This window comes from Micromonospora sp. NPDC048842 (genome assembly GCF_040649935.1).
Lineage (GTDB): Bacteria > Actinomycetota > Actinomycetes > Mycobacteriales > Micromonosporaceae > Micromonospora > Micromonospora hortensis.
In genome coordinates this window covers 102,976-126,759 of the sequence record NZ_JBEZGK010000010.1, presented here as the reverse complement: position 1 = coordinate 126,759, position 23,784 = coordinate 102,976, and the positions used below count along the sequence as shown (strand labels likewise).

Below are 23,784 nucleotides of genomic sequence, written 5' to 3'. Positions count from 1 at the left end.
CGTCACTCCTAGAGGTCCCGCGCGCGGATGTTGCGGAACTCGGTCAGGTCGTTGTCACCGTGGTTCTGTAGGCCGATGAAGCCGCGCAGGAACTGCCGTAGGTCGGTCGGCGGGTCGCCGGCTCGCGACGACTGCTTGCCGGGCGTGTTGTCGAACTCGTTGATCACCACGCCGTTGCGGATCATCGTGTAGTGCTGCCCGACGGCGCGGATCTCGTAGTCGTTCCACTCGTTCTTCGGCGTCACGCCGGCCTGGGCCAGCGGCACCGGGTCGAAGTTGTAGACCGAGCCGGTCTTCTGCGGCTCACCGGTGTCACCGTCGTAGATCTGGATCTCGTGTCCGCAGTAGATCGCCATCCAGGCCGCCGAGGTCCGGGCCGACCCGACAGTGCCGCAGCTGTCCGGTGGCCGCTGGTCGAGGGGTGTTCGCAGGTCCGGGAACCGGATGAAGACTCCGGTGTTGGCCCGGCCGGTGCCTGGCGCGATGTCCCGGAACTGCAACTTCAGCGAGAAGTCACCCAGCTCCTTGGTGTGCCAGAGCATGCCCAGGCCGCCGCTGGAGCGCAGCGACCCGTCCGGCTGGACGGCGAACTGTCCCGACGGCGCCTGCTGCCAACCGCGCAGCGACTCGGTGGTGCCGTCGAAGAGCGGCTCGTACCCGGTGTGCCCGTCCCGGCCGATCTCCGACGCGGCGGCCAGGCGGGTGAGGGTGCCCACTTCGCGGGTGCTGAGCAGGTCGTCGTCCTGCAACGCGCGGGCGACCGCTGTGACGTGCCTGACGAACCCGTTGTGGTCGGCCCAGGTGCTCTCGTCGTCGATCAGGTCGTTGGCCGTGCAGCCCTGCCCGACAGTGCGACTGGGCACCCCGGTGTCGGTGTCGCCGAGCCACACCGTCGACCGGTCGTCGGGCACCGCACAGCCCACAGTCACAGTGGTCTGCACCGTCGCCGTCTGACCGTCGGCGTACGTGACGGTGAGCTTCGCGGTGTAGGTGCCGACGGTGGCGTACGTGTGCCGGGGGTCCGCCTCGGTCGACGTCGCGCCGTCGCCGAACTCCCACCGGTGGCTGACGCCGCCGGAGCGGGAACCGGTGAAGGCAATGGTCAGCGGCTTGTTCTGCACTGCGACCGAGGTCGCCGCCGGCGCCGGTGTGGGCGCTCCGCCGGTGTAGGTGACCCGGATCAGCTTCTGGTTCGCGTGCAGGCTGAAGAAGCCGCCGCCGTAGTCGAGCAGGTAGAGCGCGCCGTCCGGGCCGAACTTCGCGTCCATCCAGCTCTGCAGGCGGTTGTCGCCGTTGCCACCGGGGATGATGGCCCGCAGCGACTCGGCGTACACCGGTGGGGCGGCCTGCGGCACGCCGGCCGGGTCGACTGTGACAGCGACCCGGTTGGCGGCGTTCGACTGGTCGCCGATGAACCACTTGCCGTCCCAGTGCTCGGGCCACGCCACGCCGCTGGTGGTGTCGACGAGGTTCCGGTGGTACGTCGGGCCGGACATGATGGCCTGCCCGCCGCCGCGCAGGTACGGCTGCGTGTAGGTGGCGTCGGCCGCCACGTAGGTCGGCAGGCCGCTGCCGTCGGTCCGCTTCGGGAACACCGGGCCGCCACCGTCGGGCGAGTACCAGATCATGTTGTCCCGGGCCGCCGGGATGTCCTCCAGTCCGGTGTTGCGCGGCGAGGTGTTCTTCAGGTTGTCGCAGTCGTACCAGCCGGTCAGCACTGTCGCGTCGGTGTTGCTGCGGTCACGGTACGGCTGCCGGTTGCCCATGCAGTACGGCCAGCCCTGGTTGCCGGCGGAGGTGATGATGGTGGCCGTCTCGTACTTCGCCGGGCCCAGCGTGGGGCTGGGCGACGAGGCGTCCGGGCCGACCCAGCCGGCGGTCAGCCACTGGTGCACAGGGTCGATCTGGAGGCGGGCGATGTTGCGTACGCCCATCACGTAGATCTCCGGCCGGGTCCTCTCGGTGCCCGGTGGGAACAGGTTGCCCTCCGGGATGGTGTACGTGCCGTCCGGCTCCGGGTGGATCCGGATGATCTTGCCGGCGAGGTCGTTCGTGTTACCCGACGTGCGGCGGGCGTCCTGGAACGAGATGCCCTCGTACTCCTGGGTCCAGTTGTTGCCGGCGTAGCCCTGCGACCCCTCCGAGGAGTTGTTGTCGCCGGAGCCGACGTAGAGGTTGCCCTTGGCGTCGAACGCCATGCCGCCGCCAGCGTGGCAGCAGCTGTGGATCTGCACCGGGAACTGCAACAGGTCCTTGCGGGTCGCCTGGTCGACGGTCTGCGCCTGCCGGTCGTAGGTGAACCGCGAGACGGTCCGCTGACCGACCCGCTTCACCCGGTCGACCGAGTCGTGTGGCATCCAGTAGACGTAGAGCCAGCCATTCTCGGCGAACGCGGGATCGGGCACGATGCCGAGCAGGCCCTCCTCGTTCTTGACCAACTCGGAGCCGCTGCCCCGGTTGCCCATCACCTCCAGGGTGGTAAGCAGCTTGACCTGCTTGGTTCGCGGGTCAAAGGAGTGGATGGTGCCGCAGCCCAGGCCGACCTTCGGGTTGTTCCAGTCCGCGATCGGACCGCTCGGGCAGGCCGCCTTGCCGACGTAGAAGACGGTGCCGTCCGGCGCGATGGTGAGCCCGTGCGGCTCGCCGATCTGGTCCAGTTGCCCGGTCTGGTTGGCTGCGGTGAGTCGCTCCACCTTGTAGTTCGCGGCGATGGTGGCCTGGCAGTCGCCGCGTACCCGACCGGTGGTCCAGTTGAGGGCGCCAGCGAGGTGCGTGCGGAACGCCTCCTCGCCGTAGCTGCCCTCGGTGTGGCCCATGCCGGTGTAGAACGACCGGCCGCCGTCGTAGTCCCGGCACCAGGACACCGGGTGGAAGGCGCCGTTGGCGGCCGCCCCCGGGTTGTAGTGCCGCTCCTCGACCTGGGCGAGAGTGTGCACGGTGCCGATGGGGTTCGGGTCCCAGTTCTCCCAGCGGTCGGAGCGGGTGAGCGTCATCGGCAGCGACGCGGTGGCCGGGTGCTTGCGGTCCAGGATGTTCACCACAGCGCGGTTCACAGCGGGCGGCTCCGGGGCGGTGGTGCTGCCGGTGAACAGGCGCAGGTCGGCGAGTTGGACCAGCGGTTCACCGCTGTTGGCTGTGACGTTGAGCCGGTAGCGCGTGAACTCCTGCGGCGCGGCGATGTCGAACCGCCGGGTCTGGTACCGGTCCGGGAAGGTCTGCCCGATGCGGCGGTCCAGGTCGGTCCAGCTCTGGCCGTCAGTGGAGCCCTGCAGGGTCCAGTCCTTCGGGTCCCGACCGGAGGAGTCGTTGGCCGACGTGAGCGCGTACCCGGTGATCTTCTTTGGTGCGCTCAACTCGTACGCCACCCAGGCGGTCGGGGTGCGGACCAGCCATTTCGTGTTGGCGTCGCCGTCGGTCAGCTTCTCCTTGGTCTCGTTGGGCGGGTTCTCGCCGCTGGCGGTCACCTTGGCCACCGGCTCGGCGACCGGGATGGCGCCGGCCGGGCGGGTGCCGATCAGCCCGGTGAACCAGGTGGAGTCGACCTGGGCGCGGGCGGCGTCGGCGATGCCGACGAAACCGCCGCCGGCCTTGACGTAGTTCTGCAGCGCCGACTCCTGGTCGCGGTTCAGCGCGGCGCCCGTCGCGGAGAGAAAGACCACGCTTCGGTACGCGGACAGCCCGGCCGCTGTGAAGGCGCCCGGGTCCGTGGTGGCCGTGACATCGATGTCATGAACGGCACCAAGCTGTTTGATGGTGTCCACCGCGCGTGCGACCGGGTCCTGTTGTTCGGCCACCGGGCCGTGGAACACCAGGACCGCGGTCTGCTGCGGCTGCGCCGCCTGCGGGGCGGCCGCCGTTCGTGGTGCGGCAGCGGCCGCCGCCGTCGTCGTCGCCGGGAGCAGTGTCGCCAAGGCCGCTACCGCGGCAAGGGTTCGTCGTAGTTTTCTGGTCATGCCCGTCCCCACTTTCGGTTCGGTCAGCTTCCGTGCGTGTGGGTGTGGCCCTGGAACCGGTGGATCGCCTCTTCGGCGCCCGGCGGCATGCTGCCGTCGGCGTTGCGCACCAGGAAGATCCCGGCCATGCCGCCGTCGGAGTGCGTCTGCACGTGGCAGTGGTACATCCACGCGCCGGGTCCGACGCCCTCCCCGGCCAGCACCTGGAAACCGAACGAGCTGCCGGGGTTGAGGTCCTTGTTGTCGACCACCAGGCTCGGGTCGCTCGGCCCCTCCAACATCCCGGTGCGGTTGTCCGCCCAGCGGTGCGCGTGCAGGTGGAAGGTGTGGAACAGGTTGCCGTGGCCGATGGCGATCCACTCGACGCGCTCGCCCAGGTTCGCCTCGAACATCGGGGTCGCCGGAGCCATCTTGTTGTTGATCATCATGTCGTGGAACACGGCAGTGAACTGCTTCGACGGCAGGATGTCGCCACGCCGTCTGACGATCAGCGCGCCGTACAGTCCTTTCGCGACACCGCCGGTGCCGTGGTCGGTGCCCATCGCGTGATCGTGGTAGTGCCAGTAGCCGGCACTGCCCGGCATGTACCGCCGACCCGCCGCGGCCACCATCTCGTGCGAGCGCCAGACGTACGTCCGCGTCTCACCCGGATTGTTGAACGAGGCGTTGAACGGGCTGCCGTCGGAGTCGGTGCTGTAGTCCACCCCGTGCGGATGGATGGACAGCCGCTGGTTGGTGGTGTTGACCAGGGTGATCTCCAGCGTGTCACCCTCGTACATTTCCAGGATCGGGCCCGGAACGGTGGCCTGACCGGGCGCCAGGCCGTACCCGAACAGGTTGCCGGGCAACTGCTCGGCGTAGATGGTGATCTTCTTGGTGACACCGGCGGCGGCCCGGGCGGGGCTGCCGCCGAACGCGGTGCCGATCGTTGGGGCGGACGCGCCCAACGCCCCGGCGGCGAGCGCGCCGGTGGCGATCAGCGATCTGCGGGACAGGTGGCGCTGAGGGCCACCAGCGTGATCGTCCATGGGTCTCCGTTCCCGACCGGGCGAAGACGCGACGAGGGCAGGGTGCATTGACCGCCGAGCACGGGCGGTGGCACGACTGAGGGTGAGGCTCGTCGCGGGCTTTGCTCGGAAGACTCAGAACTTTCGATGGATGACAGCAACTTATGTAATCCATCGACGAAAGTACAGGTCTGATTGCAAAAAGATTACCTTGACATCACGACGTCAGTCGATTGACATGAAGCTGACACCGAGCCCGTCGACCTGACCGGTAGCGGGCGGACGCCGCTGCCCACGACCGAGCAGCGCACAGATGGACGCCGGGCTGCCATCGATGAGGCAACCCGGCGGGAAGGACGTACGAGAACCGTCGTCAGAGGTTGTGGCGGTCGTCCACCGGCACGCCGGGGGTGTCCGGCGGCTCGGGCGCCTGGTCCGGCTGACCGACCTGCGCGACGCGGGTCGGGTCGAGGACCCGGGAGAGGAACGCGCGGGTCCGTTCGTGCTTCGGCGCGCCCAGCACCTCCTGCGGCGGCCCCTGCTCGACCACCACACCACCGTCCACGAAGACGACCCGGTCGGCGACATCGCGGGCGAACGCCATCTCGTGGGTGACCACCATCATCGTCATGCCGTCCTCGGCCAGCTTGCGCATGACGGTGAGCACGTCGCCGACGAGTTCCGGATCGAGCGCGGAGGTCGGCTCGTCGAACAGCATCAGCTTCGGCTCCATCGACAGCGACCGGGCGATCGCCGCCCGCTGCTGCTGCCCACCGGAGAGCTGCGCCGGGAAGGCGTCGGCCTTGTCGGTCAGCCCGACGCGCTCCAGGTTGGCCCGCGCGATCCGCTCGGCCTCGGCCCGACCTCGCCGGAGCACCCGGCGCTGAGCGATGGTGAGGTTGTTCAGAACGGTCAGGTGCGGAAACAGGTTGAATGACTGGAACACCATGCCGATGCCGCGGCGGACCGCGTCGATCTCGACGTCCGGGTCGGTCATCTCGACCCCGTTCACCCAGATCTTGCCGGCGGTCGGCTCCTCCAGCAGGTCGACGCAGCGCAGCAGGGTCGACTTGCCGGAGCCGGACGGCCCGATGACGCAGACCACCTCACCCTGGCCGACCTCGAAGTCGATGCCCTTGAGCACCTTGAGCGGCCCGAAGGACTTGTGCAGGTCGCGGATCTCCACGGCGGGGCGGGAAGGCGTGGTCGTCATCGGGTCACCGGGCCTTGGCGTAGCGGAGTTCGAGGCGTCGTACCACCTGCGACAGCGGCAGGGTGATCACCAGGTAGGCGAGGCCGGCCACCAGCAGCGGGGTCGCGTTCACCCGGTCGTTGAGCATGTCCCGACCGAACTTGGTGATCTCGATCGTCTGCGCCGTCACCCCGAGCACGTAGGCCAACGACGAGTCCTTGGTGAGCAGGATGAGCTCGTTCGTCAGCGGCGGGATCACGATCCGGAACGCCTGCGGGATGACGATCGTCCGCATGGCGGTGAAGTGCGACATGCCGAGGGTCCGCGCCGCCTCCATCTGCCCCTTCGGCACGGCCTGGATGCCGGCCCGGATCGTCTCCGCCATGTACGCCGCGGCGGTCAACCCGAGGCCGATCGCTATCGAACCGAACACTCCGCCCGGAATCTCGCGCTCCGGAAAGGCGATGGGGATGCCGTACCCGACCAGGAAGAGCACCAGCAGCGCGGGCAGACCCCGGAACAGCTCGATGTACGCCGTCGCCACCCAGCGGTACGGCGCCACCCGGGACAGGCGCATCAGCGCCAGGATGGTGCCGAACACGAGGCCGAAGGCGAACGCGCCCAGCGTGTAGAGGATGGTGTTGCGCAGCGCGACGGTGATGATCGTCGGGAACATCGACTTGATGATGTCGACGCGGAAGAACGCGTCGGCCAGCCTGTCCCAGTCCGCGGCGACGAGCACCGTGGCGATGATGGCGATGAAGACCAGGTACTGGAGCCCGAGGGACAGCCGCTCCCGCTGGCGGCGTCGCAGCTTCACGTTCGCTCGTTGCCTTCCCGGAGGTTACCGACGTCGGAGGGCGCGCGGGACGCGCGCCCTCCGGTACTACGCGGCGCTCGGCCGCTACGCGGCTCAGGCGCTCGGCTGCTTACCGATCCACTTCTCGTAGATCGTGTTGTACGTGCCGTCCTGCTTGGCCTTGGCCAGCACCTCGTTGATCTTCTTGAGCAACTCCGGGTTGGCGTCCTTCTTCACGGGGAAGCCGTACTGCTCGCCGGTGTCGAACTCGGCGGCCACCTCGAACCCGCCCGGGTTCTTCTTCAGGTACTCGGTCCAGACCGGCAGGTCGTTGATGCCGGCCTCGACCTGGCCGTTGGCGACCGCCTGCTGGAGGGCGGCGAGGTCCTCGAACTCGACGAGCTTCAGGCCCTTCTCCGCCTCGAGCTTCTTGGCGTAGTCACGACCCGTGGTGGCCGCCTGGACGCCGAGGTTCTTGCCCTTGAGGTCGTCGAGCGACTTGTACGTCTTGCCGGTCTTCACCAGCATCGCCTGCGTGGCGTCGAAGTAGGGGTCGGAGAAGTCGACGACCTTCCGCCGCTCCTCGGTGATGGTCATGCCGGCGGCTGCCGCGTCGCACTTGCCGGTGTTGAGGTCCTGGCCGGACTTGATCCCCTCGAACGGGGTGTCGATGATCGTCTGCTCGACGCCGAGCTCCTTGGCGACCAGGTCCATGATCTCGACGTCGAAGCCGGTCACCTTGCCGCTGGCGTCCTTGGACTGGAACGGCGGGTACGGCAGGTGGGTGCAGACGGTCAGCTTGCCCGCCGCGACCAGCTTGACGCCGCTCGCCTGGACCTCGCTGTCGTCCTTCTTCGCGCAACCGGCGGTCAGCGCGAGGGCGGCGACGGCCACGACGAGGCCGGCCTGACGGACGGCACTGGGGAACCTCACGGCTGTGTCCCTCCGATTCGGCTTCCCTTGCACAGAAAGCCAATCTGGTTCATAGACTTTGCGATAAGCGACCGTACCCGATTCGGCGCGTCGCCCCCAGATCACACCGTGACCGCTCGGTCGACCCCGCCCGGCCACCTCCGCCGGCAAACCCGACACTTGCCCCGCAAAGTGCCTCAGCCACCGGTTCCCTCGGCCGCCCCGTCCGGGGTGAGGGCCCCTTCGTGGGGGTCTGTGTCCAGGAACACGTGCTGATGGCCCTGGCCGGAATCGACGCTGATCTGATCGAGCTGGGTCGCCGCGACCGACCAGATCGTCGCGGCCTCGGCCGCCTGCCGCGCGGTGACGTCCAGCAGGGCCGCCCGTTGCGCGGCCGGAACGCCGGCCGCCAGAGCGTAGGCGTCGACGGCCAGCGACGCCTGCTGGACAGCTCCGCGCAATCCTCCGCGCGCCACGTTGGTGGCGGTGGTCCCCGACGGCGGGTCGGCGAACGGCTCGGCCGCCTGGCGCATGGCCTCCTGCCACTGGCGTGCCTTCGCCGGATCCGGCGCACGTCCGCCGGTCGTCTCCGTCTTGATGGCGGTCAGTACCGGGGCGACCTGGTCGCGGACCCGCCGGGCCGTCTCGATCAGCTCCACGATCTGCTGAGCGTCCCGCTTCGCCTCGTCCTGCTTGATGCTCGCGATGGTCGCCTCGGTGGCGTCCGGACGGCCCAACTGGTAGCCGATCAACCCACCGAGCAGCGCGGTGACCAGTGCGATCACCCCCGCGACGGCTACCGAGCGCACTGTTCGCTGGCGGCGCACGTCGGCCTTGTCCAGCTGGTAGGAGGGTCGGCCGGTACGGCGCGCCATCGCATCTCCTCACATCGATGGTGTGGGGCCAAAGATTAACCGGCCCCGTGACGTCCGTCGATAGTGCCGACCGGCGGGCCCGCTGCCCGCATGGGCCCTCCTGTGACGACTTGAGTGCTTTGGGCTTTTTGTCAGGGTCTGGTGCTTATTGTGATCCTTGCGCCGCTGGCACCGGCCCACGACAACCACCCGCGTAGCACCGAGGAGGACACATTGAATGAACCGACAGGGACGGCAGTGGAGAAACCGAGCAGTCGAGGCCGCCGCCGCAAGCTGAAAGCCATCCTGGCCGGAGGAATCGTCCTCGGCCTCGGTGCCACGATCACCCTCGCCGCCTGGAACGACTCGGAGTACGCCACCGGCACGTTCACGGCGGGCACCTTCAGCATGGAGGGCAGCACCAACGGCACCACCTACGCCGAGCACAACACCGCCGGCACGGCGGCAGCGTTGACCTTCAGCACCGGCTTCGACGACATCAGCCCCGGTGACGTGGTCGCGGCACCGTTCGCCGTCCGCCTGACCGCCGCCACGACGTACGACGCGACAGTCACTGTGGCGTCAGCGACCCCCGCTCCACCCGCCTTCGTCGGCCTCACCTACGGGATCGCGACCGTCCCGGCCTTCGCCGACTGCAGCGCGACACCCACCACCCCGACCTGGATCGTGGCGCAGGGCACTCCGCTCAACTCGGTGGCCGGCGCGGTGCCGTTCAACCTGACGCAGGGCACCCCTCCCACGACTCCGGGCGCCGCGGTGAACCTCTGCTTCGTCGTCACGGCGGGGGGCACTCTGGTGCAGGGCACGTCGGTCACGGAAACCTGGCAGCTCCTGGCCGAGTCCGTCTAGGTGGTGGCCGTGGTCAACCGTCGGACGCCGGCCGGAACACCACGGCTTCGCCGGACCCGTGCCGTACTCGCTGGCGCCCTCGTTCTCGGCCTGGGGACGACGTCCACGCTCGCCGCGTGGACCGACAGCGAGTACGGCACCGGGTCGTTCGGCGCGAGCGTCTTCGGCACCGAATCGCAGACCGCCTCCAGTACCTGGGCCAGCCATACCCCGGTGGCGAACGCCGCGGCGCTGGCGTTCAACGCGACGGCGATGTCCCCCTCGGTGTCGTTCTACGCCTTCATGGACATCCGGACGACCTCGACGACGAATGTCGGGGGCACTGTCGCGCTGACGAGTTCGTCGAACAACTCCGGCGCCCTGTTGCCCGCGCTCGAGTACCGGGCGGTGCGGACCGCCACCACCAGCACCACGTGTGCCGCCGCCGCCTTCTCCGGTTCACCCACCTGGATCGTCGGGCCCGGATACTCCGCCATCACCGCGGTTCCCGGCTCGCCGGTCTCGTCCCCCATCACCGTGCCGAGCGGCGCGACGCCGCAGCTGCGGTTCTGCTTCGAGGTCCGGGTCCAGGCCGGCGCCAGCAACGCGTACCAGGGCACGACCGGGATCGTCACCTGGGTATTCACTGCCACGTCTACGTAAAGGATCTGCAGATGGTGGGACGCGAACGTCGACGGCACGGCACCCTCGCCCGGGTCGGCGACCTGGTGCTGACAGTGCTCGCCGTCGGTGGGACGGCCTGCGTCGTCCTCGTCCCGCTGGCGTTCTTCTTCGACATCTCGCTCATCCTGTTCAAGACCGGGTCGATGGGCCCGACCATCCCCGCCGGGTCACTGGCCGTGGTGCGGGAGATCCCCGCGTCCGAGGTCCACGTGGGAGACGTCGTCACCGTCGACCGCGCGCCGCTGGCACCGATCACCCACCGGGTCGTCGACATCGCCAACGGCGGCGGGCCCACCCGCCTGCTCACCCTGCGGGGGGACGCGAACGCGACCAACGACGCCGCACCGCACGCGGTGAGCCACGTACGGCTCGTGGAGTGGTCGGTGCCCAGGCTCGGGTACGCGGTGCGAGCCGTGTCGAACGTGTATGCCACGAGTCTGATCACGATCGGGGCCGCCGCGATCGTCACGTGGGCGTTCTGGCCTCGCGGGGGCGAGCAGGGGACCCGGCGACGCCGGCGACCGGATTCGGCGGTGCCGGACGACGCGGGGGCAGTGCCGGAGATCGGCACCCAGCCGAGCGTTCCGGGAGCGCACGGCGACTCGACGCTGGGGCGCATGTTGGTGGTGCTGGCGGTACTGCCGGGCGTCGCCGCCGCGGTCCTGGCGACGCCGGGCCAGGCCCGTGCGGACACCACCGAGGAGGTCATCCGGAGCAGGTACCTCACGCTGGTCTCGATCGGCGACAACGATCGCATGACGAACCTGGCGCCGGACCAGCCAGTGCCCTGGCAGGTGGGCGTATCGGCACACGCGAGGCAGCCCGGTGAGGTGACCATCTCGCTCTCGGCGTTGGGCCCCCTCACCGTCCGACCGGACGGACTCCAGGTGAAGGTCGCCGTCTGCGCCATCCGGTGGGTGAAGGGCGCCTGCCCCACCGGCCAGGGTGAGCAGGTCCTCGCCGACGGTCCTGCCGCCAGACTGACCGCACACCCGATCACCATCAGCTCGATGCGCGCCGACCAGCAGCGTTGGGTGCTCGTCACCGCGAGCCTGCTCGCCAACTCGGTGGCCTCAGGGTCGGCGGACCTGGTCGTCACCGCGACCGGGTTCGGTGACAGCGCATCGGCGGGCGGCACTGTCGGCCCGCTGCCGCGCACCGGAACCAACCTGTGGACACCGGTGCTGGCCGGAGGCGGTGCGCTCTTCACCGGTCTGCTGCTCGTGCGCGCCGCGCGCCGGCACCGCATCCCTGTGGGGCGGCCGTGAGACGTGCACGCATCCGCGCTCTGCCGGCCCCGCAGCGAACCGGTCACGTCCGGCGGCGCTGGCTCGCTGGTGCCACGGCCCTGCTGCTCGCCGGCACCGCCGTCGTGCTCCCACCGCCGCAGTCGACGCTGGCCGCCTGGACCGACACCGAGTACGGCCGCGGCTCGCTGCAGGCCGGCACTGTCAACCCACCGACCAACCTGCAGTGCACCGCGGGTCTGCTCACCCCGCCGACCTTCACCTGGACCCTGCCGGTCGGCGGCCTGACGCGCAGCGGCTTCACCTGGTCGCTGTCGGGCGGCTTCACCGGCGGCGGAACTCTCGGCCCCAGCGCCACCTCGATCACCCTCTCCGGGGCGCTGCTGTCCATCGGAAGCGGCACCTTCAACCTGGTGGCGAACGGCCCGGGCGGCTGGACGTCGACCCCGGTCACCGGCACGGTCAGCATGCTGACGGCTGTGCTCTACTCCTGCAGCGTGCCGTAGGCCGGGTAGCCCCACTCGGCCAGCGGCTTCTCCAGCACCCGTTCGATAGCGGCGAGCTGCGCCTGGCTGAGCTCGTCCCGGTACGCCTCCGCCCGGCCGACAGTGAAGTCGTACCGGGAGAAGCCCTTCTCGAAGGCTGTCGACCAGCTCAGCCCGAGGAAGTCGAGCATCCGGCCGACCTGCTCGCGCGGCTGCTCGACCAGGTCCTCGTAGCGCACGTCCAGCCACTGGTCGGCCGGGTGACGCAGCCGGGCCTGCGCGAAGGCGTCCATCAGCATCTTCCAGCCCAGCGCGGCGAGCACCTGGAAGGAACGACCGGACTCCGCCCACTCCTCGCGCAGGTCGGACGGCAGCGGGCCGTAGATCCAGTTGTCCGGCCCGCGCCACCCGTCCCACCAGCCCATCTGGAGCCACGAATTGGCCACCGCTCGGCCGTCGCGCACCACGTTGACCACCCGCAGCTCCGGGTACGCGGCGTGCAGCAGACCGGTTCGTGGCCACCCGGTGACGTGCTGCACCAACTGCTGGCAGCCCTGCCGTGCGATGCGCTCGTCGAAGAAGGCCCGCAGCCGCCGGGCCACAAACGGGGTCAGGTCCTCGGCCACCAGGTCCCGACACGGTCGGGAGAAGCCGGCAAGCACCTGCCGGTCGAGCAGGTGGTAGGCCTCCGACGGCGCCACCCTTAGTCGGCCCCGCTCCAGCAGTCGTCGACTGTGTCGCAGCGAGGTCATGCCCGCCGGGCGCGGCGCCGAACGCCGGTAGAGCGCGCCGTTGAACCTGCCCTTGGGGTTGAGCCGGGCCAGTTTGTCGTCCAGGCCGGAGACGAAGCCGACAGCGGGATGCCGGGAGAGCAACTCCTGGACCAGTGTCGAACCGCAACGACCGGTGCCCACCACCAGTGAGAGCATCGTTCAGCCTTCCTGCCGGGTGGCGGGTGGGGGGACGGCCGGGTCCGCGGCGAGGCGGGCGGCGGGAGAGGTGACCGTCGGGCGGCGCAACGGGTAGCCGAACCGGGTCAGGGCCACGGCGGTCAGCCCGGTCACCACGGCGTACGCGCGGGTGGGCAGCCCGGTCAGCCACTCGGTGTCGGCGACCACGTCGACCAGTCCGGTGCGGTGCCGCGACGGATTGCCGGCCACCGAGTGGGTGGGGGCGAGCCGCACCGTGGCCGGTGTCGGAAACGGAAGCTCGTCGGGGGTCGCGCCGACGAAGCCGGCGATCCGGGCGGTGGCGCCGGCCGGATCGGCCACGAAGTCCTCGTACCGCACCCGCAGGTAGCGGCCCGGCGCACGGCGACGGCCGCCCCACAGTCGAACGGTGGCGGTGTTCCAGACCAGCCAGAGCAGCGCGGCCTTGCCGACCGGTGGCCGGCTCATCAGCTCATCGTCGGCGCGCCCGTCCAGCGGGCGTCGGCGACGCCAGGAGTACGCGGTGGCGCGCGGGTCGCGCACCACGTGCAGGACGTACAGGTCGATGCCGGGCAGGCTGCCGAGCAGGGCCCCGTACGGCGGCAGCTTGGACGAGTCGACGATGACGCCGTCCGGCCGGCCGCCCAGGGCGTGCTCGGCGATCGAGGCGTAGAGCCGGGCCAGCTGGGTGTCGTCGGGGTGGCCCGCGACCGGCGGCTGCCCCCGACGCTCGCGGCGCAGCAGTGCGGGCAGTCCGCGCAGCCGCAGCCGCTGGGCCAACCGGGCGGCGATCCCGGCCGGGTCGGCGTCGGTCAGGTCGGCGCGCACGCGGGACCAGAGCGGGCAGTCGGCCACCGGGGAACCGCAGCCGCACTGCCGGTTCTCCAGGATGCCGCGCCGCCACAGGTAGCGCAGCTCGCCCGCCGCGAAGAAGCCCGGCAACTGTCCCAGGACCGTGGTCACCAGAGTGCTGCCACTGCGACCACTGCCGGCGAGGTAGAGCACTCGTACCGGGCTCACCGGGCCGCTCCCCCACCGGCGGCGGCCCGGCCGGCCCGCTGCCGCGAGGGCAACGCCTCGGCGGCCTCCGCGTACAGCCCACGGATCCGGTCCAGGTGCCGGTCCGGAGCGAACTGGGCGGCAATCTTCGCCCGGCCCGCCCGGCCCATCCGGTACGCCCGCTCCGGGTCGGCCAGGAGGTCGTTGAGCGCGTCGCCGAGGGCCGTCGGCGCATCGGCGACGACGACGCGGCCATCCACCTCGGGCTCGACCAGTTCGGGAAGACCGCCCAGGTCGGTGGCGACCACCGGCACACCACAGGCGAACGCCTCCAGCACCGCCATCGGTTGGTTCTCGTGCCACCGGGACGGGACGGCGACCACCGCCGCCGACCGGATCAGCTCGTGCAGGCGCGGCTTGTCGAGACGGCCGTGGAACCGGACCCGGCCGGGCACCCGCCGCGCGGCGAGCGCCTCCAACTCCGGGCGGGCCGGGCCGTCTCCGGCGATGTCCACGCTGACCCCGTCCGGCAGCGCGGCGGCCGCCTCGATCAGCACGTCGACGCCCTTCTCCGGTGCCAGCCGGCCGGCGAAGACGACGCCGCCGCCGGGTGTCTGCTTGGCCGCGACGCCGGTCAGGTCGACGAAGTGATTGACCACCCGCAGCCGGTCCGGGTAGACGCCAGCGCGGCGCATCACGTCGGCCAGGAACCCGCTCGGGCTCACGAAGAGCTGCACCGGGTCGTACGCGTCGAACTGCCTGTGCAGCCAGGACTCGACGGCGAGCAGGCCACTGCGCGACAGCGATCCGTCCTTGCAGCGGCGACGAGCCGCCTGCAACGGGCCACCGGTGACGCACGCCTGGCAGGGGCGACCACGGTCCAGCAGTTGGTAGCTCGGGCAGGCGAGCTTGTAGTCGTGCATCGTCAGCACGCACGGCACACCGGCGGCGCGGGCCGCGGCGAGCACCGACGGGGAGAGCTGGTGGTAGATGTTGTGCAGGTGCAGCACGTCCGGCCGAAACTCGTCGATCACCCGGGCCAGCCCGCGGCGGCTCGTCGGTGACCACAGCATCCGGCCGACTGCCACCGCGCGGGGCCGCATCCCGCTCGGCGCCGGCTCCAACTCCACTTCGGACGGGAACCGCGCCGCGTACGGCAGGGGTGACTCGTTCTCCGGGTGGCTCATGCCGAAGTAGGCGACAGTGTCGCCGGCAACCCGTTGCAGGTCGGCGAGATCGAGCAGATACCCCTCCGCGCCGCCACGGCGGTAGAGGAACTTGTTCACATGCAGCACGCGCATCGACTCGCCCTGCTCACGTCGATCGGGCGAACCGGGCCCGGAGGTGATGACCGGGGTCTGCCCGCCCCGGCCAGGGCCCACGGTATGCAGGGCTGGTCGGCGAGTCCAGTTCACGTTTGCCATGTGGCTGAACGGGTGATCTTCGTCTGCCCGTGCGGTCCGCGGCCTGGCCTCCCGCCGTGATCTCCAGATAGCCTGGCTGCCGCCGGTCGCACCCGCTCAGATGTAGGGCCGGGCCGGTGTCCGACGAGGAGGACCGTGGCAGCCGACGACGAGGTCTCCGCGCTCGCGTACACCGCGCGGCGGGTCCGGCGGCATCTGCGCTGGGCGCGTACCGAGGGGATCGGACGGCTGATCGAGGAGGACCGCCTCAACCCGGTCGACCGGATCGGCACCGCCCTGGCGAAGCGACGCTGGCGGCGGCGGGCCGGCAGGACCCCCGGCTCGGCGATGCCTGTCTACCTGGTCGGGCTGCAACGCTCCGGCACGAACATGCTGGTCCGTGGCCTGGACGCCGCGCCCGAGGTCGAGGTCCGCAACGAGAACGACAGCACCGTCTTCCACCGCTTCCAACTGCGCCCCGACCCGGTGCTGACGGCCACCCTCCACCGCAGCCGACACGCGTACGTCCTGGTCAAACCGCTCTGCGAGAGCCACCGCGTGGACGAGCTGCTGGCCCTGCCGGGGCTGACACCCGGGCGGGCGCTCTGGGTCTACCGCGACGTCGACGACCGGGCCCGCTCCGAGGTCGCCAAGTTCGGTGACGCGAACCTTCGGGCCCTGCGCGCGATCGCCGACGGCAGCATCGGCCGCCGGTGGCAGGGGCAGCGCCTCGACGCCGACACCGTCGAGCTGATCCGGGCCCACGACCCGCAACGGTTGGATCCGCACAGCGGCGCGGCCCTGTTCTGGTACGTCCGCAACTCGCTGTTCTTCCAGCTCGGCCTGGGCCGGCGGGCCGACGTGCTGCTCTGCCGCTACGAAAGCCTGGTCGCGGAGCCTGCCGCGCAGCTCCGACGGCTCTGCGCCTTCCTCGACTTTCCCTACCATCCCCGGTTGCACGCGCACATCGCCCCACGCGCGTCGCACGGCGCGGCGGGCCACCGACGGCTACCGATCGACAGCGGCGTCCGGGCCCGCTGCGACGAGCTGACCGACCGGCTCGACAGCGCCGCGGCCGGCGCCCGATCCGAGACGACGAAGGCGGTCGACAGTGGCTGAGAGCCGAACCAGTACCGCGCCGATCTTCCTGGTCGGCTGCCAGCGGTCGGGCACCACGATGGTGCGCCTCGTCCTGGACTCGCACTCGCGGATCAGCTGCGGCCCGGAGACCCGGTTCCTGCCGGACCTGCGACGGATCGTCGGCCGGGACTGGGAACGACTGGCCCGCTTCGGTTTTCCGCGCGAGGACTGGCTGCGCCGGATCCGGGACTTCTTCGGCGGTGTGCACGCCGACTACGCCGCCGCGCGGGGCAAGACCCGGTGGGCCGACAAGACCCCGCTGTACGCGATGTCGCTCGACTTCGTCACCGAGGTCTTCCCGGACGCCCAGATCGTGCACCTCATCCGGGACGGACGCGACGTGGTGGTTTCGCACCGCAAACGGTTCGGCTACTGGTCCGCTGTCAAGTGCGTGGTGAAGTGGCCGCGCTACATCCGCGCCGCGCGGGCCGTCGGCGCGACCCTGCCGGCGGACCGCTACTACGAGCTGCGGTACGAGCAGGCGGTCAGCGAACCGGAGAAGACGATGCGGGGTCTCTTCGAGTTCCTCGGCGAGCCCTGGGAGGACGGCATCCTCGACTACGACAGCAAGCAGCACGACGTGGCCCAGAAGTACACCACCGAGGCGGAGCGACGACGCGCGGCGGTGGACGACACCGCCTCGATCTACGGCTCCCGGGTGGGCAGCTACCGTCGCGAACTCGACCCGTTCCTCCGCCTGCTGGTCTGGGTGTTCTCCGGTCCGACCCTGCGCGCGCTGGGCTACCGGTGACCCGCCCCGGCCGGCTGCGCGCGGTCGCCACCGCCGTCGCCGTCACGCTCCTGCTCACCGCCGGCTGCACCGCCGGCGGCGACGATCCGCCGCCGGCCGCCACCCCCTCCACGACGGCGGCACCCGAGGCCACCAGCACCGTCGGCGGGGTGAGCAACCCGTTCGGCGCGCACTGGGACTGGTCGCGGTACCAGCAGTTCGGGCCGTACCTGCGCCGGCTCGCCGGTTCCGCCACGTACGAGGAGATCTCCTGGTGCGAGATCGAACGGACCTCGGGGCAGGCCGACTGGGCCGGGCTTGACGAGATCGCCTCGCGCAGCCGGGAGCTGGGCATCACACTGCACCTGAAGATCCGCACTGGCGTGTGCTGGGCGACCGGTGGCACCGCCCGCTACACCCGGGGCGCGGCGAAGAAGACCGAGTCGGCGATGCCCACCGACCTCGGCGCGTACCAGCGGTTCGTCCGCTCGGTGGTGCAGCGCTACGGCCCGTACGGGGTGCGGGAGTACGCCATCGAGAACGAGGTGAACGCGCCGAGCTACTGGGCCGGCAGTCCCGAGGAGTACGCGCGGCTGGTCCGGGCCGCCGCCGAGACGATCCGCGCGACCGACCCGAAGGCGCTGGTGGTCGACTCCGGCATCAGCAGCGTCGCGTACGGCATGGGTGTCGCCGACCGGCTGGTGCGCGCCGGTCGGATGCCCGAGGCCATCGCCGCCTACCAGGCGTACTTCCAGCGTCGGGTCGGCACCCGGGGGCAGCAGATCCCGGCGGTGACCGGGGAGGCGCAACTGCGCCGGGCGCTCGGCACCGAGACCAACAGCCGCAGCCTGCGCTTCCTGGCGGTGACCGAGTCGCTGCTGACCGACCGCACCGTCGATGTCCGGCAGGTGCACTTCTACGAGCACTTCAGCGGGGTGGCCCCGCTGCTGGACTACCTGCGCGCCACCACACCGCCGGGTATGCCGATCCAGGCGTGGGAGGTCGGGCAGTTCTGGCGCGACGGCGATGGTGACCCGGCCAGCCGGGCGGCGGAGATGGTCAAGACGGTCACCCTGCTGGTCGCGGGCGGGATCGGTGAGGTCAGTTGGCTGCCGTTGGCGTACAACCCGAACAACGCCGCCGGCAGCGAGGTCCGCTACGGCCTGCTCGAACCGGACGGCGCCGAACGGGACGCCGGCCGGATGCTGGCCGCCCTGGCCGACGCGGCCCGGGACGCCACAGTCACCCCGCTGCCCGCCCCGGTGGCCGGCAGGCTGCACGGGGTCGCGTTCGTCCGGGGCGGGTCGAGCACGCTGGTGCTCTGGTCGGCGTCGAAAACGCCGGTGACAGTGCCGGCGACACCGGGCGGAAGGACCGGGGTGGTGGGTTCCCCGCTGGGCGCGGCCGGTGACGGCACCACAGTGACCGACGTCCCCGTCCTGCTCCGCGCCGACCAGCCGGTGGACCGGATCCTCGCCACCGTCCGCTAACGGGCCGGCCAGGTTTCGGGCCAGTCGAGCAGGGCGGTCAGGCGGGCGTTGTGCGGCGCGAAGTACGCGTCGAGTCGCTCGCGCAGAGCCGGGGTCAGCTGGGAGGCGCCGTTGTCGACGCGACGGGTGTGCCGGGTGAACGCCTCGGGAGTGAAGGCCGGCAGGCCGAGGAAGCGCAGCATGTCACCGTACGTGCCGGCCGGGTCGGTGTGCAGGTCTTCGGTCCGGGCGACGTGGATCCGCTCTCGCGGGACCTGCGCGAACCACCGCTCCAACTGCTCGGCGTAGCGACCCCGGGCCGCGTACGAATAGTTTCGCAACGCCCGGTGCGCGGCGGCGCTGTCCGGGCCGCCGCGTGTTGCCCGGGCCAGCCGCTCCTCCTCCGCGTCGAGCGCGTCGGCGAAGGACAGCGGCTCGATGCCGTACGAGCGGGTGTGCAGGTAGTGCGAGTAGGCCCGCTGCACCGGATCGCGCAGCAGTGCGACGAATCGGGCCTGCGGCAGTGTCGCCGCGACCCGGGCCGGCACGCTCGGGTGGAACAGGTAGTAGGGGCTCGCCTCGAACGTGCGCTCACCCGGGGCGAGGCGCGGGAAGTGCCCCCGGTACCACCGCACCCCCCGACCGTGGTGGACGCTGAAGTACTGCAACTCCTTGCCGCTGGCCACCCGGACCTGGGGATGCGCGGCGAGGTGGTGGTACAGCGACGTGGTGCCACAGCGCTGTGCGCCGATCACCAGGTAGTCGGGCAACGGACCGGGCTGTCCCGGCCGGGCCGCGCGTCCCCACGCCCGCGCCCCGCGTACCCCCCGGCGCAGCCGGTCGGTGACCTGACGCCGCACGACGCCGGTCACGAGCCGACCTCGACCGCGGGGCCGGGGTCGGCGGCGGCACGTCGACCGCCTCGGCGGGTCACCGAGCGCAACACCATGACGTCCTCCCGACTGAGCCCGAGGGCGAGCACCACGGCGAGGTACGCCGCCACGATCGCGGCCAGACCCACAGCGAGCTGCGCGGTCCCGCCTCCGACCAACCACCGCACACCGAACCCGACGCCCATCGCGGCCAGCGCGGCGATCAGGCCCTTCACCATGCCCGCCGTCACCGGCACGGTGTGCACCTGCGCGCGCACCTGCCAGACCCGGGCGACGTTCACCGCCGCCAACGACACCGCCCAGGCCACCGCCGCGCCGAGAATGCCGTACGCCGGGATGAGCCACAGGTTGAGCAGGACGTTGAGCAGCAGGGCCGCGAGGTTGTCCAGCATGTTGACCGAGACCCGGCCGGACATGTTCAGCAGCGTCCCGCAGGGCCCGGTGGCGGCGTTGACGAGTTGGCCGAGCGCCAGCACCACAGTCACCGCCGCACCGCCGGCCAGGCCCGGCCCGCCGACCAGGCGCAGCAACTGCTCCGGGAAGACCAGCAACGCCACGAAGGCCGGCAACGACAGCCGGAGCACCCAACCGGTGGCGACCCGGTAGATCCGGCGGACCTCGTCCAGTCGACCCTGGTGGTAGAGGTGCGCCAGGTGCGGACCGAACGAGGCGTTCACCGGCGCCAGCACGAACACCGCGATGGTGACCAGCCGGGTCGCCACGTGGTAGACGCCGATCGCGTCGGGGCCGTAGTCGAAGAAGCCGAGCAGCAGCGCGTCCACCCAGATCAGCCCGGTGGACGACAGCGAGGAGACCCAGCTGACAGTGGAGAACCGGAACAGCTCGCCCGGCCGGTACGCGGGCCGGGCGGCGGGCACCCGGCGCACCATCCGGGCGAGCGCCACCAGGGCGAGCCCGGCCGCGCTCCAGCTCGCCGCCACCAGCGCCCAGAACGCGCCGGTCAGGCCCGCTCCGAGGGCGAGCGCCAGCGCGGTGAGCACCAGCCGGGCGGCCGGCTCGTAGACCTGGCCGATGAGCGCGTAGGCCCGTTGCGTGCGCCACCCCCGGGTGGCCGCGAGCGCGGCCTCGCAGACGGTGGTGGCAGGCAGGCAGAGCGCCGCCAACCGCAGCCCGGTGGTGAGCTGCGGGTCGTGCAGCGCGTCGGCGAGCCACGGCGCGCCGACCGCCAGAGCGAGGGCGATCACTGTGGACGCCACTGCCGAGATGCCGAGCCCGAGCCGGATCGCGCCCCGGAGGGCGGCCGGCTCGTCGTCGGCGAGGTGCACCGCCACGAAGCGGGTCAGCCCGGCCCGGAAACCGGAGAGCGAGAGCAGCCCCAGCAGCGACAGCACGGCGTAGACCTGGGCGTACCGGCCGAGTTCGCGTACACCCAGGACCCGGGCCAGCAGCAGCATGACCAGGAAGAGCGCCACCTGGCTGAGCACGGCGCCGCCCAGGTTCAGCACACCGCCGCGGGCCATGCCGCGTACCTGCCGGTCGCCGGCCTCCGGCGCGGCCGGCGACCGCCCGGTCACCTCGCGCACCCGGCGGCCCGTTCGCCGACGGTCACGGCCGTGCCGCGGTCACGGTCTCCGCCGGCGCCGAGGGGGCCGCGGTGGTCGCCGCCGGGGCCACCGGCCGGGCGGCGGCACGACCTCGGGAGAGCAGTTCGAGTACGCCCACCAGCAGCACCCCGAGCAGCAGACCCGCACCGCCCACCGGCAGGGCGGTGCGCACCAGCTCCGTCATCCGGCTCACCTCGTGCGCCTCGCCGATGCTTGTCACCTGCTTCGGATCGGCCGCCTGGGCCTGGGCCCGCGCCGCCTGCAACCCTTCCCGCGCCTGGGACAGGGCGTTGGTCGCCGCGTCCCGCTGGGCGAGCAGGGCCTGGTAGTCGGGGAGCTTCGGCCCCAGCTCGTCGAGCTTCTTCTGGGCGGCGGTGATCGCGGCGGTCGCCGCGTCGACGCCTCGGCCGTTGCCGACCGCCTGCATGGAGAGCTGCTGTTGGCGCAGGCTGGTCAGCTCGCCCAGCGTGGCCTGGTAGATCCGGTCCGGCTGGGAGACCTTGTTCGCCTTCTCCCACTCGCCGATCGCCTTGGTCGCCGCCGTGACGTCGGCGTTGGCCGCCTCGACCTCACCGGTGGCGATGCCGACCTGGGAGGAGAAGAGGAAGGCCAGCGCCCGGGTGGTGGTAGCGGTCAGCACCGGCGCGACGGTCGCCCGGTCACCAGCGGTGTACGTCACCTCCAACTGGCTGCTCGCGCCGACCTGGGTGATGGCGAGCCCGTCGCGCAACCGCTCCGGCGGCACCCCGGTGTCAGCGGCCACGTCGGCGAGAACGCGGGGCGAGGTGACCGCCGCGCCGAACGCCGCGACGAACTGGTTCGCCGCCTGAGTACCGGTGTACTGCGTCCCGGCCGCGCCGCCCACCAGCGCCGGCGCCGCCACGTACGCGGTCCCGCTGAACTGCTGTGGCGCGAGCAGGACGATGGCGGCCGCGGCGCCGGTGGCGAGCACCGGCACACCCACGAGTACCCAGAGGCGCCGCCGGGCGACCCGCAGGTAGTCGACGATCTCCACTTTTTCCCCAATGCTGTCGTTCAGTCAAACCGGGACGGACGTGCCTCGTGGCTGCTCGCCGGTCAGGTTCGGAGCCGGTTGGCGGGCGATCACGCTGGCCGCCGCGGCGAACGCGACGAAGTACCAGAGGGTGACCACGTTGGAAATGACGTTGGAGGCGGCGCTGACCGCCACGAACGCGGCGGCGCAGCCGGTGAACCCGACCGCGACGCCGCGCTCGAAGCTGCCCGGAGGCGCGCGCCGCAGCGCGGTCCGGGCGGTGTGCAGGAAGGCGAACAGCATCAGCAGGTACGCCCCGAGACCGAGCAGCCCGGTCTCCACGTACGCCCGCAGGAAGTCGTTGTGCGGCTTCTTCGCCTCGTCGGTCTCACGCTGGGTCATGTTGGGTCCGATGCCGGTCACCGGGTTCCGGTCGGCGAGCGTGACGATCTCGGTCCAGTAGCCGATCCGCCAGGCCAGGGTGTTTCCGGTCGGGTCTCCGCCGACCGCGCGGGACGTACCGAGTTGGGCGAAGCGTTCGCCGACGGCGGGCACCAGTGCCACCCCGGCAACCGCCACCACGCAGAGGGTGACCAGCATCCGCTTGCTGCGATGCAGCGCCGCGACCACCACCAGGCCGATCGCCGCGCCGAGCAGGGCGCTGCGGGTGTTGGTGAGCAGCAGGAACAGCAGTGAGAGGGCGAGCAGCACCGCGAGGGACACCCGCAGTCGACGATCCAGGAAGCGGTACACCGCGAACCCGAAGATCACCATGAACATCAGGTAGCGGCCGAACGTGGTCGACTGGCTGAACGTGCCGCTGATCCGGGTGAAGTCACCCTTCACCTCGGCCGGCGGATTGCCGAGCAGCGACAGCACGACGGTGTAGCCCAGCGCCAGCACCAGGGAGGCGTAGCAGGCGAGCAGGACCCGGCGGATCGCCGCGGTGTCCGGCATGAGCTGTTCCAGCACCACGAACATCACCACCACGGTGAGGATCCGCAGCGCCTCCAACAGGCTGTTCGCCGGCCGGCTGGCACCGAGGGCGCTGACCACGCTGCTGGCGCCGACGAGCAGCATGGCCCAGCTGAGCGGGGATCCGCGTAGCCTCCCGTGGCGGCTGAGCTGTGCGGCCAGCCAGAGCCCGGCGGCGAGGAGGAACAGCACCGCGAGCAGCGTGGAGGGGTCCACCGCCCGGGCCGTTCCGGCGGAGTCGGCCTGGCCTGCGCTCGGGCCGGTCAGCTTGAACAGGTCGACGCAGGAGCGCACCGCGAGCATCAGCAGCACGTACCCGGCGAACCGGGTCAGCGCGAGGACGGCCACAGCGATCCCCGCTACCGCGGCGAGTGGTAGCACCATGCCCCTGCGGTCACCGGCCGCCATCGAGACGCCCGCGACCACCGCCACGACCGCGGCGGCCAGCGCCGCGCCGCCGGTGAGCAGGCGGGTCGGGTCGAACCGCTTGGTCATGAGCGGAGTGACCTGCTGCGTGTGTTGTTCCACTGATCCCACTGAACTGAATCGGCGCTGCCCGGCCGCTGCCGGGCGCGGCCAACCGATGTCCTCCCGGCACAAGATCGGTTCAATCTAGTCCTGTCACCTCGACGGCAGAAGGGGCCGTTGCACCGACTGCCCCGTCCCCCGGGGGGCTGATCCGACACCCCACCGGCTGACGCCGTC

The 23,784-nt window shown here is 71.1% G+C and carries 20 protein-coding genes; 7 read left to right on the top strand and 13 right to left on the bottom strand.

Going from position 1 to position 23,784, the window contains the following annotated elements; genetic code table 11:
* Window positions 1-8: 8 nt before the first annotated feature.
* The 6 genes from AB0C19_RS16685 to AB0C19_RS16660 form a co-directional block, all read right to left on the bottom strand.
* Window positions 9-3,953: a ThuA domain-containing protein gene (locus tag AB0C19_RS16685; protein ID WP_357185624.1), complete on the bottom strand. Its 3,945-nt coding sequence runs from the start codon at window positions 3,951-3,953 to the stop codon at window positions 9-11.
* Window positions 3,954-3,976: 23 nt separating this feature from the next.
* Window positions 3,977-4,981, bottom strand: a complete 1,005-nt coding sequence (locus tag AB0C19_RS16680; protein ID WP_357185621.1) for a multicopper oxidase domain-containing protein — start codon at window positions 4,979-4,981, stop codon at window positions 3,977-3,979.
* Window positions 4,982-5,333: 352 nt separating this feature from the next.
* The gene (locus AB0C19_RS16675; RefSeq protein ID WP_357185618.1) at window positions 5,334-6,173 is read right to left on the bottom strand and encodes an amino acid ABC transporter ATP-binding protein; all 840 of its coding nucleotides are present in this window, start codon (window positions 6,171-6,173) and stop codon (window positions 5,334-5,336) included.
* Between the two features lie 4 nt (window positions 6,174-6,177).
* Window positions 6,178-6,972 carry an amino acid ABC transporter permease gene (locus tag AB0C19_RS16670; RefSeq protein ID WP_091406922.1) on the bottom strand — a complete coding sequence of 265 codons (795 nt, stop codon included), beginning with the start codon at window positions 6,970-6,972 and terminating at the stop codon, window positions 6,178-6,180.
* 93 nt (window positions 6,973-7,065) lie between these two features.
* A complete protein-coding gene (locus AB0C19_RS16665; RefSeq protein ID WP_357185613.1) occupies window positions 7,066-7,884 on the bottom strand; it encodes a basic amino acid ABC transporter substrate-binding protein in 819 nt (272 codons plus the stop codon).
* 176 nt (window positions 7,885-8,060) lie between these two features.
* A complete protein-coding gene (locus AB0C19_RS16660) occupies window positions 8,061-8,738 on the bottom strand; it encodes a hypothetical protein (protein ID WP_357185610.1) in 678 nt (225 codons plus the stop codon).
* 213 nt (window positions 8,739-8,951) lie between these two features.
* Here AB0C19_RS16660 and AB0C19_RS16655 point away from each other — a divergent pair, with 213 nt between their 5' ends.
* The 4 genes from AB0C19_RS16655 to AB0C19_RS16640 are packed head-to-tail and all read left to right on the top strand — an operon-like array spanning window position 8,952 to window position 12,003.
* Complete coding sequence (locus AB0C19_RS16655; RefSeq protein ID WP_357185607.1) at window positions 8,952-9,587, top strand: SipW-dependent-type signal peptide-containing protein; 636 nt, start codon at window positions 8,952-8,954, stop codon at window positions 9,585-9,587.
* Between the two features lie 9 nt (window positions 9,588-9,596).
* Entirely contained in the window at window positions 9,597-10,229 is a 633-nt protein-coding gene (locus AB0C19_RS16650) for a SipW-dependent-type signal peptide-containing protein (protein ID WP_357185604.1), read from the top strand.
* 11 nt (window positions 10,230-10,240) lie between these two features.
* A complete protein-coding gene (locus tag AB0C19_RS16645) occupies window positions 10,241-11,518 on the top strand; it encodes a signal peptidase I (protein ID WP_357185601.1) in 1,278 nt (425 codons plus the stop codon).
* The gene (locus AB0C19_RS16640; protein WP_357185599.1) at window positions 11,515-12,003 is read left to right on the top strand and encodes a hypothetical protein; all 489 of its coding nucleotides are present in this window, start codon (window positions 11,515-11,517) and stop codon (window positions 12,001-12,003) included. Before AB0C19_RS16645 ends, AB0C19_RS16640 begins: the two co-directional genes overlap by 4 nt.
* On the opposite strand, the gene AB0C19_RS16635 is transcribed toward AB0C19_RS16640, so the two are convergent.
* Genes AB0C19_RS16635 through AB0C19_RS16625 form a run of 3 tightly spaced genes read right to left on the bottom strand, consistent with a single transcriptional unit; the run spans window position 11,982 to window position 15,211 of the window.
* On the bottom strand, window positions 11,982-12,911 hold the full coding sequence (locus AB0C19_RS16635; protein ID WP_357185596.1) for a sulfotransferase: 930 nt from the start codon (window positions 12,909-12,911) through the stop codon (window positions 11,982-11,984). The two genes, AB0C19_RS16640 and AB0C19_RS16635, sit on opposite strands and share 22 nt — an antisense overlap.
* A gap of 3 nt (window positions 12,912-12,914) precedes the next feature.
* Window positions 12,915-13,931 (bottom strand): sulfotransferase, encoded by a 1,017-nt coding sequence (locus AB0C19_RS16630; RefSeq protein ID WP_357185593.1) that lies wholly within the window; start codon window positions 13,929-13,931, stop codon window positions 12,915-12,917.
* The gene (locus AB0C19_RS16625) at window positions 13,928-15,211 is read right to left on the bottom strand and encodes a glycosyltransferase family 4 protein (protein WP_357185590.1); all 1,284 of its coding nucleotides are present in this window, start codon (window positions 15,209-15,211) and stop codon (window positions 13,928-13,930) included. Before AB0C19_RS16625 ends, AB0C19_RS16630 begins: the two co-directional genes overlap by 4 nt.
* A gap of 258 nt (window positions 15,212-15,469) precedes the next feature.
* On the opposite strand from AB0C19_RS16625, the gene AB0C19_RS16620 reads away from it, so the two are divergent.
* Genes AB0C19_RS16620 through AB0C19_RS16610 form a run of 3 tightly spaced genes read left to right on the top strand, consistent with a single transcriptional unit; the run spans window position 15,470 to window position 18,673 of the window.
* Window positions 15,470-16,432 (top strand): hypothetical protein, encoded by a 963-nt coding sequence (locus AB0C19_RS16620; protein WP_357185587.1) that lies wholly within the window; start codon window positions 15,470-15,472, stop codon window positions 16,430-16,432.
* Window positions 16,425-17,204 (top strand): sulfotransferase, encoded by a 780-nt coding sequence (locus AB0C19_RS16615; RefSeq protein WP_357185584.1) that lies wholly within the window; start codon window positions 16,425-16,427, stop codon window positions 17,202-17,204. The genes AB0C19_RS16620 and AB0C19_RS16615 overlap by 8 nt, the downstream gene beginning before the upstream one ends.
* On the top strand, window positions 17,201-18,673 hold the full coding sequence (locus AB0C19_RS16610; protein ID WP_357185581.1) for a hypothetical protein: 1,473 nt from the start codon (window positions 17,201-17,203) through the stop codon (window positions 18,671-18,673). Before AB0C19_RS16615 ends, AB0C19_RS16610 begins: the two co-directional genes overlap by 4 nt.
* Here the strand turns inward: AB0C19_RS16610 and AB0C19_RS16605 are convergent.
* From AB0C19_RS16605 to AB0C19_RS16590, 4 genes are read right to left on the bottom strand one after another with little or no spacing between them, the layout of a single operon-like run.
* Complete coding sequence (locus tag AB0C19_RS16605) at window positions 18,670-19,524, bottom strand: sulfotransferase (protein WP_357185578.1); 855 nt, start codon at window positions 19,522-19,524, stop codon at window positions 18,670-18,672. The two genes, AB0C19_RS16610 and AB0C19_RS16605, sit on opposite strands and share 4 nt — an antisense overlap.
* The gene (locus AB0C19_RS16600) at window positions 19,521-21,080 is read right to left on the bottom strand and encodes an oligosaccharide flippase family protein (protein ID WP_357185575.1); all 1,560 of its coding nucleotides are present in this window, start codon (window positions 21,078-21,080) and stop codon (window positions 19,521-19,523) included. Before AB0C19_RS16600 ends, AB0C19_RS16605 begins: the two co-directional genes overlap by 4 nt.
* A gap of 31 nt (window positions 21,081-21,111) precedes the next feature.
* A complete protein-coding gene (locus tag AB0C19_RS16595; RefSeq protein ID WP_357185572.1) occupies window positions 21,112-22,125 on the bottom strand; it encodes a Wzz/FepE/Etk N-terminal domain-containing protein in 1,014 nt (337 codons plus the stop codon).
* A 24-nt stretch (window positions 22,126-22,149) separates the two neighbouring features.
* The gene (locus tag AB0C19_RS16590) at window positions 22,150-23,607 is read right to left on the bottom strand and encodes an O-antigen ligase family protein (RefSeq protein ID WP_357185569.1); all 1,458 of its coding nucleotides are present in this window, start codon (window positions 23,605-23,607) and stop codon (window positions 22,150-22,152) included.
* Between the last annotated feature and the right edge of the window lie 177 nt (window positions 23,608-23,784).